Raw genomic sequence first — 16,992 nt, 5'->3', positions numbered from 1 at the left:
CGGATGGGGGAACGGTTCAGCCGTGGGCGGACGGCGCATTGCCCGCGGCTGCCCGGAGTGCTTGCATGGACACCATGTGACCCGCCGCACACCAGGAGTTGTGATGTCCGAACCGCTGCAGCTGGACCCGGCCACGACGGCCCTCGTGCTGATCGAGTACCAGAACGAGTTCGTCTCGGAGGGCGGGGTGCTGCACAACGCCGTCGCGCCGGTGATGGACAAGACCGGGATGCTGGCCAACACGATCGCCCTGGTCGACGCGGCCCGCGCGGCCGGCGTGACGATCATGCACGCGCCGATCACGTTCGCGCCGGGCTACGGCGAGCTGTCGCGGCACCCGTACGGGATCCTCAAGGGAGTCGTGGACGGCAACGCCTTCGTCAAGGGCACTTGGGGCGCGGCGATCGTCGAGGACCTCACCCCGGCCGAGGGCGACATCCTCATCGAGGGCAAGCGCGGCCTGGACACCTTCGCCAGCACGAACCTCGACTTCATCCTGCGCTCGCGCGGCATCTCCACGGTGATCCTGGCCGGCTTCCTGACCAACTGCTGCGTGGAGTCCACAATGCGCAGCGCGTACGAGAACGGCTACCGGGTCATCACCCTGACCGACTGCACGGCAGCGACGTCGGCGGAGGAACACGACAACGCGATCGCGTACGACTACCCGATGTTCTCCTTGCCGATGGAGTCGACCGAGGTTGTGCACCACCTCATTGCTTCGCCAACCCAAGCACCCTGACGCGGACCCCTTCGGCGAATCGCTGGGTCCTCACCATCTCGCCCAAGGGCACCCCGGCCTTGGACTCGTCGTGCATCGCCAGCAGGATGGCCGGCAGGAGCTCACGGACGAGGTCCTCAGCAGCTGCGGCACTCCACATCGCGTCCAGTATCTTTTTGCAGGCCGCTTGGGTTCCTTTCGGGTTGTTCGGAAGTTGCCCGGTTCCCAGCAGATAGGTCTTGACGGCAGCCAGGATGTGGTAGCGGGCAGGAGCGAAGGTGGACGGGACCCGCCGATTGCGGAGGAGCCATTCGAGGCGGTACTGCGTCGCGGCACTCGTGTAATAGACGAGCGGGTTCTGGCCGATCTGAAAGAGTTCGTCCTTCCGCGATCTCACCAGATCTCGGTAGTGCCCCACTCCCGCCGGCTCGTCGAGGAACATGGACGCATATGCTCGGGTCAATGCCGTTCTGGTGATGATCCTCGTCTTCTCAACATCGGGTCTTGAGCTGTACTGCTTCGAACGACGTTCGTAGTAGAGCCGTCGGGCGGCCGGCTGCGCAGTGAAGAAGTCCTCGAGATGCTTATGAAATTCCTCGCGACCGGAAAGATCGTCGTCGCTGACAGCAGTCTGCCTGTTGGTGGCTGCGATGATGCCGGAGATCACTCCCTCGTCACGAGACTCGATGAGTCGGACATTGACCTGCACACTCTCGGTCAGGGTGTCGCGTTCTCCAAAAAGTACGTGACAGGTCTGGCAACCGTTGACGACCTGGAAGTCGCGAATGCGGAACTCGTCGCCGGCGGTGGTCAGCTCTCTGGTCACGATCGTGATTCCGTTGTTCAGCACCGCGAACCGATCGCGTCGGACCTCGTCGCGAAGTGTTTCCTGAATCTCGAGATTCACGGCGTTGTAGTCCTGGAAGTCGCGCACGTTCTCATAGAAGAGAGTCTTGCGGATCCCGCCGGTCGGATCAGTGAGGATCTTGGTCACGAGCTCCTGCGCAGGGATCACGCCCAGGAAGGCTTGGTCGACGCCCGGGATCTTCGGCATGGTGATGCGTTTCGTCATGGTGAAGTTTGCCGACACCACGTCGGTGGCTCGTTTGTACAGTTCGCGGACCTCGCGAGCACCGACCGCCCGTACGTCGACCTCTTCGAAGCGGTTGGTGTCGGAGAGCCGTCGTGCTGCCGACTGCCGCTTTGCTTCGAGTAGCCGGTCTCCAACAGTTCCGGTGGAGACGTAGTACACCGACAGCTTCGGCAGTTCGCGAGTGAGCTTGCCGACATCGGAGTAGACGGCATCTATGCACGCCTTGAGATTCTTCACCTCGTCGGAGCTCACGTAGGTCGGCTCCGCGGCTGTGAAGATCTCGACCAGGTTGTCGGCGAGGTCGGTGAATACTTTGGTCTGAAACCCTGAGCTGGTCTTGGCCTGGACTACGACGAAGCGGACCCGGAGCTCCTTCGCCTGGGCAACCGCATCTCTGACGTCGGCAGCATCTGACAGCAACTCACCGTTTATGACGACTCCGGCGACGTCGATGCCGAGATCTCCGCCGGCTCCCATGCGGAAAACGTCAGGGTCGAACTCATCCTCGTAGAACTGACTCAGCACGCAGAAGCCAGCGAATGCCTCGAATGCTTCGTCGTCCTTGAGTGCGTCCAGACCGCGATCTGCCTGGAACTGTCTGGTCAAACCCTGGGTGATGAGGTCCAATTCTCCTGCCCCCAAAAGACCGGCGGGTGTCGGCCAGGCCAACGTAGCGCTTCACCGGGCTTCTGGGGAACCGAGAACTATGGACATTCCTACCTTGCGACCGTACCGCTGGATTAGCCGGCAATTCGCTGTGCAGCAGCTACCAGCCGCGTTCGCGCCATTCCGGCAGGTGGGGGCGTTCCTGGCCCAGGGTCGAGTCCTTGCCGTGGCCCGGGTAGAACCAGGTGTCGTCGCCCAGGCGGTCGAACAGCTTGGTCTGCACGTCGCCGATCAGCGACGCGAAGTTCTTCTTGTCGCCGCGGGTGTTGCCCACGCCGCCCGGGAACAGGCTGTCGCCGGTCCACAGGTGGGCGATGCCGTCCGGCTCGCGGTAGAGCAGCACGATCGAGCCCGGCGTGTGCCCCACCACGTGGATCACCTCGAGGGTGCAGTCGCCCACCGCGATGGTGTCGCCGTCGCGGACCGTGCGGGTCACCACCGGGATCGCCTCGGCGTCGTCGGCGCCCGCGATCGATTCGGCGCCGGTGGCCTGGACGATCTGCTGGAGGGCGCCGGTGTGGTCGGGGTGGCGGTGGGTGGTCACGACCGCCGCGAGGCCGGCCGGGCCGATCAGCTCCAGCAGGGTGTTCGCGTCGTTCGCGGCGTCGATCAGCACCTGTGTGCCGTCGGCGCGGCAGGTCAGCAGGTAGGCGTTGTTGTCCGTCGGGCCGACCGACACTTTGCGGACGGTCAGGCCGGTCAGCTCGCGTACGGCCGGCCGGCCGCCGCGGGTCACGTCTCCGGTGTAGGACATGTCACTTCCACCTCGGGGGCTCGGGCAGTGCGCCGTCCGGCGACACCGTCAGGTCGCTGCCGTCGGCCCGGCCGGCCAGCCACGCCGCGATCGAGCGGGTCGGGCCGCTGATCTCCGGGGCGCCGTCCGGGTCGCCGATGGTCAGCGTGTGCTCGACGCCCTGCGGGCGCAGCACCAGGTCGAGGTCCTGGATGTTGGTGATGATCTCGCGCAGCAGCCGCAGCGCGAACGCGTCCGACCAGTCCTCGGGCGTGTAGCCGCGGCCCAGGTCGACGTGGTGCACCTCCACCTCGCGCAGCCGGGCCCACGGCACCGCGGCCGCGGACGCGCCGGTCGGGGCCAGGAAGAAGGTCCACGCCTCGGCCGGCATCGCCGCGGCCGCGTCGGCGAGGCGTTCGTGGGCCTCGCGCAGGTCGGCGATCTGCTCGGCCACCGGCCGGTCGGCGCCGGCGTCGATGCCGTCCGCCCGGGCCGTCGGCGACGCGTAGGCCGGCGTCTCCACGCCGGTGCGGGCCCAGGTCAGCAGGTTGGTGTAGGCGTCGGCGTTGCGGGCCACGTGGGTCAGCACGTGCCCGACGGTCCAGCCGGGAAGCGCGGACGGCGCGCTCATCGCGCTGTCGTCCAACCCCTCCGCGGTACGGATCAGACGCTCGGTGGCCTCGTCGACATCGGTCATCAGGACAAGCGGATCAACCGTCACGTGACGACAGTAGTTGGTGGCTCCGGGGCGGGCGCCACGGAATTCGCTTTCGCGGCCGTAGCGGCGTCCGTACCGTCGGTGCAGACGCGCCAGACGATCACGGAGGGGGTGGGAATCGTGCTGTTCGTCGTTCGTGCGTTCCGGCTTCGCCCGGAGGCTGCCGCCTGACGCCCGTCGGCGCGGCCTCCCCTTCACCCTGAGGGTTCTCATGTCTGACCTGTCCGCGCTGGGCTGGGACGAGACACTCGCGTCCGCCTATCGACCCTTCGACCGTCCCGACGCCACCGCCGCCCGCGTACTGCGGGCCGACCGCGGCGTCTGCACCGTGCTCGATCCGTCCGGGGTGACCCGGGCCAGTCTGGCCGGCGGTGTGCTGCTCGGCGCCGCCCACGATCCAGCCCATCTGCCCTGCGCCGGCGACTGGGTGGTGCTGCGGCGCTGGCCCGACCGGCGTACCACCGTCGAGTGTGTGCTGCCGCGGCGCACCGCGCTGATCCGCCGTACCTCGGACAAGGACTCCGTCGGGCAGGTCCTGGCGGCCAACATGGATGCCGTCGCGGTCGTCGAGCCGATGCACCCGGCGCCCGACGACGCCCGCCTGGAACGCCTGCTCGCGCTGGCCTGGGAGTCCGGCGCGCAGCCGGTCATCGTCCTTTCCAAGAGCGACACCGCGCGGGATCCGCAGGCGGTCGCGCGCCAGCTCGCCGAGCTGGCGCCCGGGGTACGCGTCCTGCCGGTCAGCGTGCACCGCGGCACCGGCCTGGAGGCATTGCACTCCTACGTCGCACCCGGCCGCACCCTGGCCTTGCTGGGCCGCTCCGGCGCGGGCAAGTCGTCGCTGGTCAACGCCCTCGCCGGCACCGAGGTGATGGGGATCCAGGAGATCCGGCGCGCCGACGGCAAGGGCCGGCACACCACCGCGTACCGGAATCTGGTCGTCATCCCCGGCGGGGGAGCGGTCCTGGACACGCCCGGCATCCGCGGGGTGGGTCTGCTCGACACCGCCGCGGGCCTCGACCGGGCCTTCGCCGATGTGACCGAACTGGCCGGGCGGTGCCGCTTCGGTGATTGTGGTCACGACGGCGAGCCGGGTTGCGCGGTCGCGGCGGCGCTGGCCGACGGGACTTTGCTGCCGCGGCGCCTGGAGAGCTGGCGCAAGCTGCACCGCGAGGTCGCCGTCGAGAGCAGCCGGCGGGCCGCGCGGCTGGCGCAGGCCGCGGGCTCGTCACGGCGCAGGCCGCGCCGCTGAGCGCCTCTGGCACAATTCACCGGTGCCCGCGGTGGAAGAGGTCCTGGACGAGCGCGGCCTCCCCGCCGCGGCGGCGCCCGTGCCCGCGCGCCGCCGCCGGCTCGATCTGTGGGCGCTGATCAGCTATCTCGCGCTCGGCGTGCTGGTGCTGATCCAGCTCTGGATCGACCCGGCCGGCCGGGTGCTGTCGCACAACGACGACGACCACGGCTTCTTCGCCTTCACCCTGGCGCACGGCGAGCGGGTGCTGTTCCACGGGGCGAACCCGCTGTTCAGCGACCGGATGAACGTGCCCGACGGCGTCAACATGATGGCCAACACCTCGCAGCTGGCCCTCACCCTGCCCATGGCCCCGGTCACCCACTGGCTGGGCCCGGGTGTCTCGGTCGTGCTGCTGCTCACTCTGGGCCTGGCCGGTACGGCCTTCGCCTGGTACCGGGTGCTGTCGCGGCACCTGGTCGAGAGCCGCCGGGCTGCCTGGATCGGTGGCCTGTGGTGCGGGTTCGCGCCGACGATGGTGTCGCACGCCAACGGGCACATCAATTTCGTCTCGCAGTTCGTCGTGCCGTTCCTGGTCTGGCAGGTGCTGCGGCTGCGTGAGCCCGGCCGGGCTGTCCGCGGCGGGGTGGTGCTCGGGCTGCTGATCGTGCTGCAGGTCTTCATCAACGAGGAAGTCCTGCTGTTCACGGCGCTGACGCTGGGCGCGTTCGTGATCGCGTACGCGGCGCTGGCGTGGGCCGAGGTGCGGGGCTACTGGCGCCGGTTCCTGGCCGGGCTGGGTGTGGCGGGCATCACGGCGGTGGTGCCGCTGGCGTACCCGTTGTGGTTCCAGTTCACCGGGCCGCAGAGTTACAGCGGGCAGCCGTTCGAGCCGGGCAAGTTCGTCACCGACCTGCTGTCACTGGGCGCGTACGCGCGGCAGTCGCTGGCCGGCAACGCGGCGATCGCCCGGGAGCTGAGCGTCAGTCCGACGGAGGAGAACACCTTCTACGGCGTACCGCTGCTGGTGTTACTCGTCGTCTCTCTGGTGCTGGTGTGGCGCAACCTGGCCGCCCGGGCCGCCGCGATCGCCGGCCTGGTCCTGCTGATCATGTCGATGGGCCCCGAGCTGCGGATCGGCGGCCACGACACCGGCATCCCGCTGCCGTTCGCGCTGATCGCCCAGGTGCCGGTGATCGACCTGGTCAGCGTCACCCGGTTCGCGATGGTGACCACGACGATCATCGGCCTGCTGCTGGCGCTGGCGGCCGACCGGGTGCCCGCGCTGAGCCCGCGCCGGCAGACCGCGTTCTGGGTCGGTCTGGCCGTGGCGATCGTGCCGGTGCTGCCCAAGCCGCTGCCGGTGGTCGCCGCCGACCCGCTGCCCCCGTTCATCGCCCAGCAGATGTGGCGCGACTACGTCAGCGACGACCGCACCCTGGTGACCGTGCCGTTGCCCGAAGTGACCACAGGCCGGACCGGGATGCGGTGGTTCGCGCTGTCCGGGCTGGATTACCGGGTCCCGCGTGGCTACTTCATGGGCCCGGCGGACCCGCCGCTGAACAACACCGGCTCCTGGAACGCCGCACCCCGGCGCACCTCCGACCTGTTACGCATCGCGGGGGCGTACGGTCGGATGCCGGTGGTCACGGTCGCCGACCGGATGGCCGCCAAGAACGACCTGAGCCACTGGCGGGCCGCGGTGGTGGTGCTCGTGCCGGGCACTCCGCACCACGACCTGCTCGCAACGATTCTCACCGACCTGCTCGGGAAGGCTCCGCAGCAGGTCGGCGGGGTTCAGCTGTGGGACGTCCGGGACATCGTTCGCCCGTCCGGGTGACGGGAATGCCGGTCCCGTCCCCGGCGCTGTAGTTCGCTGGCGGAAAACTTGTCGTACCCCGTGGCTAGGGTGGCGGCGCCCATTGTCTTGACGTTACGGAGTGGCTGGCTGTGGCCGACCGACTGATCATTCGCGGCGCGCGGGAGCACAACCTGCGCGACGTCAACCTCGACCTGCCCCGCGACGCGATGATCGTGTTCACCGGTCTCAGCGGCTCGGGCAAGTCCAGCCTCGCCTTCGACACCATCTTCGCGGAGGGCCAGCGCCGTTACGTGGAGTCGCTGTCGTCGTACGCGCGGCAGTTCCTCGGGCAGATGGACAAGCCCGACGTCGACTTCATCGAGGGCCTGTCCCCGGCCGTGTCCATCGACCAGAAGTCGACCTCACGCAACCCGCGCTCGACCGTCGGCACGATCACCGAGGTGTACGACTACCTGCGGCTGCTCTTCGCCCGTACCGGGATCCCGCACTGCCCGGTCTGCGGTGAGCGGATCAGCAAGCAGTCGCCGCAGCAGATCGTCGACCGCGTGCTGGCGATGCCGGAGGGCACCCGGTTCATGGTGCTCGCGCCGGTGATCCGCGGCCGCAAGGGCGAGTACGTCGACCTCTTCGCCGAGCTGCAGTCCAAGGGCTACGCCCGGGCCCGGGTCGACGGCGTGGTGCACACGCTGGCCGAGCCGCCGAAGCTCAAGAAGCAGGAGAAGCACACCATCGAGGTGGTCGTCGACCGGCTCTCGGTCAAGGCCGGCAGCAAGCAGCGCCTCACCGACTCGGTCGAGGCGACGCTGGCGCTGTCCGGCGGCATCGTGCTGCTCGACTTCGTCGACCTGCCCGAGGACGACCCGAACCGCGAGCGCCGCTTCTCCGAGCACCTGGCCTGCCCCAACGACCACCCGCTGGCGATCGAGGACCTCGAGCCCCGGGTCTTCTCCTTCAACGCGCCCTACGGCGCCTGCCCGGAATGCACCGGCCTGGGCACCAAGAAGGAGGTCGACCCCGAGCTGATCGTGCCGGACGAGGAGCGCAGCCTGCGCGAGGGCGCGATCCAGCCCTGGTCCGGCGGTTCCACCATGGAGTATTTCCTGCGCCTGCTGGAGGCCCTGGCCAAGGCCGAGAAGTTCAGCGTCGACACCCCCTGGCGGCAGCTGCCGAGCCGGGCCCAGAAGACGATCCTGTACGGCTCCGAGGACCAGGTCCACGTCCGCTACCGCAACAAGTACGGCCGTGAGCGCTCCTACTACACCGGCTTCGAGGGTGTGGTGCAGTGGATCGAGCGCCGGCACGGCGACACCGAGAGCGACTGGTCCCGCGACAAGTACGAGGGCTACATGCGCGAGGTGCCCTGCCCGACCTGCTCCGGCGCCCGGCTCAAGCCCGAGGTGCTGGCGGTCACGATCGCCGGCAAGAGCATCGCCGAGGTCTGCAACCTGTCCGTCGGTGAGTGCGCCGAGCTGCTGGCCTCGATCGAGCTGACCGACCGCGAGAAGATGATCGCCGAGCGGGTGCTCAAGGAGATCAACGCCCGGTTGCGCTTCCTGGTCGACGTCGGCCTGGACTACCTGTCCCTGGACCGCGGCGCCGGCACCCTGTCCGGCGGCGAGGCGCAGCGCATCCGGCTGGCCACCCAGATCGGCTCCGGCCTGGTCGGCGTGCTCTACGTCCTGGACGAGCCGTCGATCGGCCTGCACCAGCGGGACAACCACCGGCTCATCGAGACGCTGGTCCGGCTCAAGAAGCTGGGCAACACGCTGATCGTGGTCGAGCACGACGAGGACACCATCCGTACCGCCGACTGGATCGTCGACATCGGCCCCGGCGCCGGTGAGCACGGCGGTCACATCGTGCACAGCGGCTCGGTCAAGGGCCTGCTGGCCAACAAGGAGTCCCCGACCGGGGCGTACCTCTCCGGCCGCAAGAAGATCCCGATGCCGGCCACCCGGCGCCCGCACGACCCGGGCCGGGAGCTGGTCGTGCAGGGCGCGCGCGAGCACAATCTGCGGGACATCACCGTCGGCTTCCCGCTGGGGCAGTTCATCGCGGTCACCGGGGTCAGCGGCTCGGGCAAGTCGACCCTGGTCAACGACATCCTCTACACCGTGCTGGCCAACCAGATCAACGGCGCCCGGATGGTGCCGGGCCGGCACACCCGGGTCACCGGGCTGGAGCACGTCGACAAGGTCGTGGGCGTGGACCAGTCGCCGATCGGGCGCACCCCGCGGTCCAACCCCGCCACCTACACCGGCGTGTTCGACAACATCCGCAAGCTGTTCGCGGAGACCGTCGAGGCCAAGGTGCGCGGCTACGGTCCCGGCCGGTTCTCGTTCAACGTCAAGGGCGGCCGCTGCGAGAACTGCTCCGGCGACGGCACGATCAAGATCGAGATGAACTTCCTGCCGGACGTCTACGTCCCCTGCGAGGTGTGCAAGGGCGCCCGGTACAACCGGGAGACCCTCGAGGTGCACTACAAGGGCCGGACGATCTCCGAGGTGCTGGAGATGCCGATCGAGGAGGCCGCGACGTTCTTCGAGCCGATCACGTCGATCCACCGCCACCTCAAGACGCTGGTCGACGTCGGCCTGGGCTACGTCCGGCTGGGCCAGCCGGCGCCGACCCTGTCCGGTGGCGAGGCGCAGCGCGTCAAGCTCGCCTCCGAGCTGCAGAAGCGCTCCACCGGCCGCACGGTCTACGTGCTCGACGAGCCGACCACCGGCCTGCACTTCGAGGACATCCGCAAGCTGCTGCTGGTGCTCAACGGCCTGGTCGACAAGGGCAACACGGTCATCACCATCGAGCACAACCTCGACGTGATCAAGAACGCCGACTGGCTGATCGACATGGGCCCCGAGGGCGGCAACAAGGGCGGTCTGGTGCTGGCCACCGGCACCCCCGAGGAGTTGGCCGACGTGCCTGACAGCCACACCGGGCAGTTCCTGCGCCCGATGCTCGGCCTCACCGGCGAGCCGGCCGGTGCGGCCGCCGCCCTGGCCCGCGCGGCCAAGGCCAACGGCGCCCCGAAGGCGGTGACCAAGCCCCGGGCCACCCGGTCCCGGGCCAAGGCCGCCGTCTGATCCACAGGTAACACACAGCTACGCGGTCCGCCCGCCCCGCCACCTGGGGCGGGCGCTGCCGCGTGCCCGAAACCACCGCGAAACACGGCATCTGGGCCGACATTTTTCCTCCCGGCCCATGAACCACAACGCGGATGGCAGCGTATGTACAGGCAACGCCGCGTGACGCAAGCACGCGGATCAGGGGTACGGGAAGGGTTCGGAACAGATGACTGACGTGCAGACGAGGCCCGACGCCGAGATCACCGCCGCCCAGCCGGCCTGCGGGGGAGCGGGTTCGTCGCGCCGCGTCGTGCTGGCCGGAGCCACCGCGCTCGGCGCCGGCTGCCTGCTGGCCGCCTGTGGCACCGACACCGGCGGCGCCGGCAGCAACGGCTCCAGCGGCGGCGACTTCAGCAACAACCCCGCGCCGGCCGGCAGCAAGGGCGCCGACACCGGCTCCACCTCCGGCGGTGACTCGGGTGGCGACTCCGGCGGCGCGGCCCTCGCGCTGGTGGCGGACATCCCCGAGGGCGGCGGCATCATCAAGGGCGACTACGTCATCACCCAGCCCGCCTCGGGCACCTTCAAGGCGTTCAGCAAGGTCTGCACCCACCAGGGCTGCGACGTGAGCAAGGTCGACGGTGGCGTGATCACCTGCCCGTGCCACAACAGCACCTTCTCCATCGAGGACGGCGCGCCGACCGGCGGCCCGGCCAAGAAGCCGCTGCCCGAGACCAAGGTCAAGGTGGACGGCGACAACATCGTCGCCGCCTGAGGCGACCCGCGAACTGGGGCCGGCGTGATCCTGCCGACACCGCCGGCCCCGGCACACTCCGGCCGGAGGCCCGACGCCGTGGCGGCGGCAACGGGCCTCCGGTCGGATAATCATGTCAGGGGTCCGCACTAGTGTTGAGTCGTGCCTGACCCGTCCAGCTACCGGCCGGCGCCCGGGACCATTCCGGACGCCCCCGGTGTCTACCGCTTCCGTGACCCCACCGGCCGCGTCATCTACGTGGGCAAGGCGAAGAGCCTGCGCAGCCGGCTGAATTCGTACTTCGCCGACACGTTCAATCTGCACGCGCGCACCCAGCAGATGGTCACCACCGCGGCTGCCGTCGACTGGGTGACCGTCAGCAGCGAGGTCGAGGCGCTGCAGCTGGAGTTCTCCTGGATCAAGGAGTTCGACCCGCGCTTCAACGTGAAATACCGCGACGACAAGTCGTACCCGTTCCTCGCCGTCACGCTCAACGAGGAATACCCCCGCCTGCAGGTCATGCGCGGCGCCAAACGCAAGGGCGTGCGCTACTTCGGGCCGTATTCGCACGCCTGGGCCATCCGCGAGACCCTCGACCTGCTGCTGCGCGTCTTCCCGGCCCGCACCTGCTCCAGCGGCGTGTTCAAGCGCGCCGGCCAGATCGGCCGCCCCTGCCTGCTGGGCTACATCGGCAAGTGCTCGGCGCCCTGTGTCGGCACCGTCTCCGCCGCCGAGCACCGGGAGATCGTCGACGACTTCTGCGACTTCATGGCCGGGCGCACCGACACGTTCGTCAAGCGCCTCGAACGCGACATGATGCAGATGTCCGAGCAGCTCGAGTTCGAGAAGGCGGCCCGGCTCCGCGACGACATCGCCGCCCTGCGCAAGGCCATGGAGAAGCAGACCGTCGTGCTCGGCGACGGCACCGACGCCGATGTCGTCGCCTTCGCCGAGGACCCGCTCGAGGCGGCGGTGCAGGTCTTCCACGTCCGCGACGGCCGCGTCCGCGGCCAGCGCGGCTGGGTCGTGGAGAAGGTCGAGGACCTGAGCACGGGAGACCTCGTGCACCACTTCTGCACCCAGGTGTACGGCGACGAGCACGGCGAGAACGACGTCCCCCGCGAGCTGCTCGTGCCCGCCCTGCCGCCGGACGCCGAAGCGCTGGAGAAGTGGCTCACCGAGCACCGCGGCAGCCGGGTCAGCCTGCGCGTGCCCCAGCGCGGCGACAAGCGTTCCCTGCTGGAGACGGTGGCCCGCAACGCCGGCGAGTCCCTGGCCCGGCACAAGCTGCGCCGCGCCGGCGACCTGACCACCCGCAGCAAGGCCCTCGACGAGATCGCCGAGGCGCTGGGCATGGAAACGGCGCCGCTGCGCATCGAATGCTTCGACGTGTCCCAGATCCAGGGCACGGACGTGGTGGCCAGCATGGTGGTCTTCGAGGACGGCCTGGCCCGCAAGAGTGAATACCGGCGGTTCGCGGTCCGCGGAAACCCGGACGGCTCCGGCACCGACGACCTGGCGGCGATGAGCGAGGTGATGCGGCGGCGGTTCGCCCGCTACCGCGCCGAGGCCTCACCGGGCGGCTCCGCACCACCGTCCGACGCCCTGGCCGGTGGTCCAGCCGATGGCCTGGTCGGTGGTCCGGCTGATGCCCTGGTCGGTGGTCCGGCTGATGGTGCGGCGGACGGCGCTGCGGCGGCTGACGGCTCGGAGCCGGTGACCAGCGAGCTGCCCGGCATCGATCCGCTGACCGGGCGGCCACGCCGTTTCGCGTACCCGCCCAACCTGGTCGTCGTCGACGGCGGCCAGCCGCAGGTCAACGCCGTCGCCGCGGTCCTGTCCGACCTGGGCATCACCGACGTGGCTCTGTGCGGCCTGGCCAAGCGGCTGGAAGAGGTGTGGCTGCCGGGCGAGGACTTCCCGGTGATCCTGCCCCGCACCTCCGAGGCGCTGTATCTGCTCCAGCGCGTGCGCGACGAGGCCCACCGCTTCGCCATCACGTTCCACCGGCAGCGGCGCTCCAAGCGCATGACGGCGTCCGCGCTCGACAACATCCCCGGGCTGGGGGAGACGCGGCGCAAGGCACTGCTGCGGCACTTCGGCTCGCTGAAGCGGCTGGGGCAGGCCACACCGGAGGAGATCACCGAGGTCCCGGGCATCGGCCGCCGGACAGCCGAGGCGGTGCTCGCGGCCCTGGCCGACACCACCAAGCCGGCCGACGCCGCACCGGACCCGGCCACACCGGCGACCGGCGGCGCGGGCAGGACGAAGGCGGGTGCCAATCGCAACAGGGCTGCGCGGCCGCCCATCCCGACCCCCGACACCGTGGACGGGGGCGACCCGCTGGACGAGCCGGGACCGGAGGCCTCGTCCTCATCGGTGGCAGCGCTGGACCGGCCGTGAGGCGGCCCTCGTCGTGGCACCGGCCGCTGCGGCGCTGACGCTGGGACGGTCGTCGCGCCAGGGCCGTCGCCGACTCCGGCCGGCGGTGGTGGAATACGGGCGGTGGGGACGCCGTTCACCGGGTGGGTCGATCGGGGTGGCTCGCGGGACCCTTCGGGCACCGGATCGGGTAAAGGACACCACGTCCGGCGGTAGCGGGTCGACGCTTCGGCCTAGGATGCAGTGTCCGCCCGGAGGGGGCACAGGCGCAGTGCGGTTCAGGAGGAGTGCGTGACCGAGTCGATGCCGGAGTTCGTTCCGGAGCTGACGCCCGACGAGGCCGGAACCGACCTGGTGGTGGTGACCGGGGTGTCCGGTGGCGGCCGCAGCACGGTCGCCCGCGCCCTGGAGAACGTCGGCTTCTACGTCGTCGACAACCTGCCGCAGGCGCTCATGCTCGACATGGCCCAGCTCGCCTTCGAGGCCGGCGGGGCTGCCCGGCGTACGGCGATGGTCCTCGACGTCCGCAGCCGGGCCTTCTCCACCGACCTGGCCGGCGCGGTCCGCGCTCTCAAGGAGCGCGGCTTCTCGCCGCGCGTGGTGTTCGTCGACGCCGACGACGAGGTGCTGATCCGGCGCTTCGAGTCCGTCCGGCGCTCGCACCCGTTGCAGGGCGACGGCCGTCTGGCCGACGGCATCGCCGCCGAGCGCAAGCTGCTCGAAGAGGCGCGCGAGCAGTCCGACGTGATCATCGACACCAGTCACCTGAACGTGAACCAGCTCCGTCGCCGCGTCGAGGAGCTGTTCGGCGGCGAGGACGCCCGGCGGCTGCGCATCACCGTGCTCTCGTTCGGCTTCAAGTACGGCCTGCCGCCCGACGCCGACTACGTGATGGACGCCCGCTTCCTGCCGAACCCGTTCTGGGTGCCGGAGCTGCGCGAGCACACCGGTCTGGAAGAGGGCGTCAGCGGCTACGTGCTCGGCCAGGAAGGCGCCCACGACTTCGTCGGCACGTACGCGAGCCTGATCGCCGCGACCGCGCCCGGCTTCGAGCGTGAGGGCAAACGCTACCTGACGGTGGCGGTCGGCTGCACCGGCGGCAAGCACCGCAGCGTCGCGATCGCCGAGGAGCTCACCGCCCAGCTGCGCGACATCCGCCTGTCCGCCCATTCCTCGCACCGCGACCTGGGGCGGGAGTGACGGCGGCGCAGCCGGCGGGGCCGGGCAGCAGCCCGGCAGAGCAACGCGATGTGACCGCCGGTTCCAGCGACGACAGCACGCGGCGCCGCATCAAGGTCGTGGCGTTCGGGGGCGGGCACGGGCTCGCGGCTTCCCTGCGCGGGCTGCTGAACTGCGCGCCCGAGCTGGACCTCGACATCACCGCCGTAGTGACGGTGGGTGACAACGGCGGGTCGAGCGGGCGGCTGCGCGCGGAACGCGACGCGCAGCTGCCGCCGGGCGACCTGCGGATGGCACTCGCGGCGCTGGCCGGTGACGATCCGGGCCATCAGCGCACGGTGGCGCTCATGCAGCACCGGTTCGCCCTCGTCGGCAAGCCCGACCGCCGCGGTGCCGGCACCGGTGACACGGACCCTGGACCCGGCTCCGGGACGGAAGCGGGCGGCAAAGCCGGCTGGGGCAGCGTCGACCGGCGGATCGCGTCGGTCGGGGGCAAGCACGACCCGCTCGCCGGGCACGCCGTCGGCAACCTGCTGCTGCTCGGCCTGCTCGAACTGCTCGGCGATCCCGTCGCCGCCCTCGAGCACGCCGCCGCCATGGTCGGAGCTCGCGGCCGGGTCCTGCCCATGGCCTCGTACGCCGTCGGGATCGAGGCCGAGGTGCGCGGCGGTGATCCGGGCCGGCCCGACGAGGTCGTCACCGTTCGCGGGCAGCATGCCGTCGCCGTCGCCACCGGGCACATCGAGGCGCTGCGGATCGTGCCGTCCTCACCGCCGGCCTGTCCGCCCGCCCTGGCCGCCATCGCCGAGGCCGACTGGCTGATCTTCGGGCCCGGCAGCTGGTACACGAGTGTGCTCCCGCATCTGCTCGTGCCCGAACTGGCCGAGGCGATCGTCGCCAGTCCCGCCCGGCGGCTGGTCACGCTCAACCTCGGCGCCGACAACGAGACCTCCGGGCTCTCCGTGGCCGACCATCTGGCCGCCCTGCACTGGTATCTGCCGCCACTGCGTGTGGACACCGTGCTGGCCGACGCGAAGTGGGTCGGCGAGCCCGATCCGGTGCACCGGGCCGCGCAGGCCCTGGGTGCACGCCTGGTACTGGCGCCGCTGGCCGTTGCGGACGGCAGTCCCAAGCATGATCCTGAGTCGTTGGGCACAGCGTTGGTGCCAGTCCTCGGCTCCGATCGTTAAGCAACTGGCGTACCGCGAAACAAGCATGAGGTGACTTCGAAGATGGCGATGACGGCAGCGGTCAAGGACGAGCTGAGCCGGGTCGACGTACCCAAGCCGTGCTGCCGCCGTGCGGAGATGGCCGCCCTGCTGCGCTTCGCCGGTGGGCTGCACATCGTGTCCGGGCGGGTGGTCGTCGAGGCCGAGCTCGACACCGGCGCGGTGGCCCGGCGGCTGCGGCGCGAGATCGCCGAGGTGTACGGCTACCCCAGCGAGGTGCACGTCCTCGCCTCCGGCGGCCTGCGCAAGGGCAGCCACTACATCGTGCGGATCGTCAAGGACGGCGAGGCGCTGGCCCGGCAGACCGGCCTGCTGGACGTCCGCGGCCGGCCGGTGCGGGGCCTGCCGCCGCATGTCGTCTCGGCCAACGTCTGCTGCGCCGTCGCGGCGTGGCGGGGCGCGTTCATGGCGCACGGCTCGCTGACCGAGCCCGGTCGCTCCAGCGCGCTGGAGATCACCTGCCCGGGTCCGGAGGCGGCGCTGGCGCTGCGCGGCGCCGCGCGCCGCATCGGCATCACCGCCAAGGAGCGCGAGGTGCGCGGCGTCGACCGCGTGGTGATCAAGGACGGGGACGCGATCGCGGCGCTGCTCACCCGCATCGGGGCGCACTCGAGCGTGCTGGCCTGGGAAGAGCGCCGGGTACGCCGGGAAGTCCGCGCGACCGCGAACCGCCTGGCCAACTTCGACGACGCCAACCTGCGCCGCTCAGCCCGGGCCGCCGTAGCAGCCGCAGCGCGGGTAACCCGAGCACTGGAAATCCTCGCCGACGAGGCACCCAACCACCTGACATCCGCCGGCCGCCTGCGGCTGGAGCACCGGCAGGCCTCCCTCGAGGAACTGGGCGCACTGGCCGACCCGCCACTGACAAAGGACGCGATCGCCGGCCGCATAAGGCGTCTGCTCGCCCTCGCCGACAAGCGCGCCCGCGACCTGGGCATCCCCGACACAGAAGCCGCCGTAACCCCAGAAATGATGGCCTGCTAATCCGCCACCACCCCCGGACGAGGGCTCGGCACCACGTCTGACGGGAGCCCTGACACTACGCCTGGTAGGGATCTGGCACCGGGGCCGACCAGGGCTGGACATCGTGCCTCACCGGAATCAACGCCGGCGTGACTGGGCGTAACGGGGAGTGGTCGGGCCCGACATCGAGCGCGACCGGCGCGGTTCGTTCGCCTGACCATCCACCGGCCTCGGCCTGCCCGACGGAATCCCCTGGCATCACCCAAGCGCGGCAGCCAGACCACAAACCGCAAGGGGACCGCCGCCGGCACCATGCACCCCGCGGCGAGCAACCAAGAACTCCCCGCAAGCGACTCGCATGCAAGGTTGGGGGCCGGGGGGGGGCACACACGGAGAAAAAAACAACCCCACACACAAAAGGCCCCCCCCCCCC

The 16,992-nt window shown here is 70.2% G+C and carries 12 protein-coding genes; 9 read left to right on the top strand and 3 right to left on the bottom strand.

Annotation, left to right across the window (positions count from 1 at the left end):
• Positions 1–103: 103 nt before the first annotated feature.
• On the top strand, positions 104–742 hold the full coding sequence (locus tag ACWEOZ_RS40925) for a cysteine hydrolase (protein ID WP_451916065.1): 639 nt from the start codon (positions 104–106) through the stop codon (positions 740–742).
• Here the strand turns inward: ACWEOZ_RS40925 and ACWEOZ_RS40920 are convergent.
• The 3 genes from ACWEOZ_RS40920 to ACWEOZ_RS40910 form a co-directional block, all read right to left on the bottom strand.
• On the bottom strand, positions 714–2,441 hold the full coding sequence (locus ACWEOZ_RS40920; RefSeq protein WP_451916064.1) for an AIPR family protein: 1,728 nt from the start codon (positions 2,439–2,441) through the stop codon (positions 714–716). The two genes, ACWEOZ_RS40925 and ACWEOZ_RS40920, sit on opposite strands and share 29 nt — an antisense overlap.
• Before the next feature lie 139 nt (positions 2,442–2,580).
• On the bottom strand, positions 2,581–3,234 hold the full coding sequence (locus ACWEOZ_RS40915) for an MBL fold metallo-hydrolase (protein WP_451916063.1): 654 nt from the start codon (positions 3,232–3,234) through the stop codon (positions 2,581–2,583).
• A 1-nt stretch (position 3,235) separates the two neighbouring features.
• Positions 3,236–3,934 carry a maleylpyruvate isomerase family mycothiol-dependent enzyme gene (locus ACWEOZ_RS40910; RefSeq protein ID WP_451916062.1) on the bottom strand — a complete coding sequence of 233 codons (699 nt, stop codon included), beginning with the start codon at positions 3,932–3,934 and terminating at the stop codon, positions 3,236–3,238.
• Positions 3,935–4,130: 196 nt separating this feature from the next.
• On the opposite strand from ACWEOZ_RS40910, the gene rsgA reads away from it, so the two are divergent.
• From rsgA to whiA, 8 genes are all read left to right on the top strand, one after another.
• A complete protein-coding gene (gene rsgA, locus ACWEOZ_RS40905; protein WP_451916080.1) occupies positions 4,131–5,183 on the top strand; it encodes a ribosome small subunit-dependent GTPase A in 1,053 nt (350 codons plus the stop codon).
• Positions 5,184–5,205: 22 nt separating this feature from the next.
• The gene (locus ACWEOZ_RS40900; protein WP_451916061.1) at positions 5,206–7,002 is read left to right on the top strand and encodes a hypothetical protein; all 1,797 of its coding nucleotides are present in this window, start codon (positions 5,206–5,208) and stop codon (positions 7,000–7,002) included.
• A gap of 110 nt (positions 7,003–7,112) precedes the next feature.
• Entirely contained in the window at positions 7,113–10,070 is a 2,958-nt protein-coding gene (gene uvrA / locus ACWEOZ_RS40895; RefSeq protein WP_451916060.1) for an excinuclease ABC subunit UvrA, read from the top strand.
• A gap of 208 nt (positions 10,071–10,278) precedes the next feature.
• A complete protein-coding gene (locus ACWEOZ_RS40890) occupies positions 10,279–10,827 on the top strand; it encodes a Rieske (2Fe-2S) protein (RefSeq protein WP_451916059.1) in 549 nt (182 codons plus the stop codon).
• Between the two features lie 141 nt (positions 10,828–10,968).
• Positions 10,969–13,209 carry an excinuclease ABC subunit UvrC gene (uvrC, locus tag ACWEOZ_RS40885; protein ID WP_451916058.1) on the top strand — a complete coding sequence of 747 codons (2,241 nt, stop codon included), beginning with the start codon at positions 10,969–10,971 and terminating at the stop codon, positions 13,207–13,209.
• Between the two features lie 282 nt (positions 13,210–13,491).
• Positions 13,492–14,388 carry an RNase adapter RapZ gene (gene rapZ, locus ACWEOZ_RS40880; protein WP_451916079.1) on the top strand — a complete coding sequence of 299 codons (897 nt, stop codon included), beginning with the start codon at positions 13,492–13,494 and terminating at the stop codon, positions 14,386–14,388.
• Positions 14,389–14,438: 50 nt separating this feature from the next.
• Complete coding sequence (locus ACWEOZ_RS40875) at positions 14,439–15,557, top strand: gluconeogenesis factor YvcK family protein (protein WP_451916057.1); 1,119 nt, start codon at positions 14,439–14,441, stop codon at positions 15,555–15,557.
• A 42-nt stretch (positions 15,558–15,599) separates the two neighbouring features.
• Entirely contained in the window at positions 15,600–16,580 is a 981-nt protein-coding gene (whiA, locus tag ACWEOZ_RS40870) for a DNA-binding protein WhiA (protein WP_184996434.1), read from the top strand.
• Positions 16,581–16,992 lie beyond the last annotated feature (412 nt).

This window comes from Actinoplanes sp. NPDC004185 (assembly GCF_053603475.1).
This window is presented reverse-complemented; position numbering and strand designations above follow the sequence as displayed.

Coding starts and splice junctions, on each gene's coding strand:
- ACWEOZ_RS40890 (WP_451916059.1), top strand. CDS start 10,279: ATGACTGACGTGCAGACGAGGCCCGACGCCGAGATCACCGCCGCCCAG.
- ACWEOZ_RS40925 (WP_451916065.1), top strand. CDS start 104: ATGTCCGAACCGCTGCAGCTGGACCCGGCCACGACGGCCCTCGTGCTG.
- whiA (WP_184996434.1), top strand. CDS start 15,600: ATGGCGATGACGGCAGCGGTCAAGGACGAGCTGAGCCGGGTCGACGTA.
- ACWEOZ_RS40915 (WP_451916063.1), bottom strand. CDS start 3,234: ATGTCCTACACCGGAGACGTGACCCGCGGCGGCCGGCCGGCCGTACGC.
- rapZ (WP_451916079.1), top strand. CDS start 13,492: ATGCCGGAGTTCGTTCCGGAGCTGACGCCCGACGAGGCCGGAACCGAC.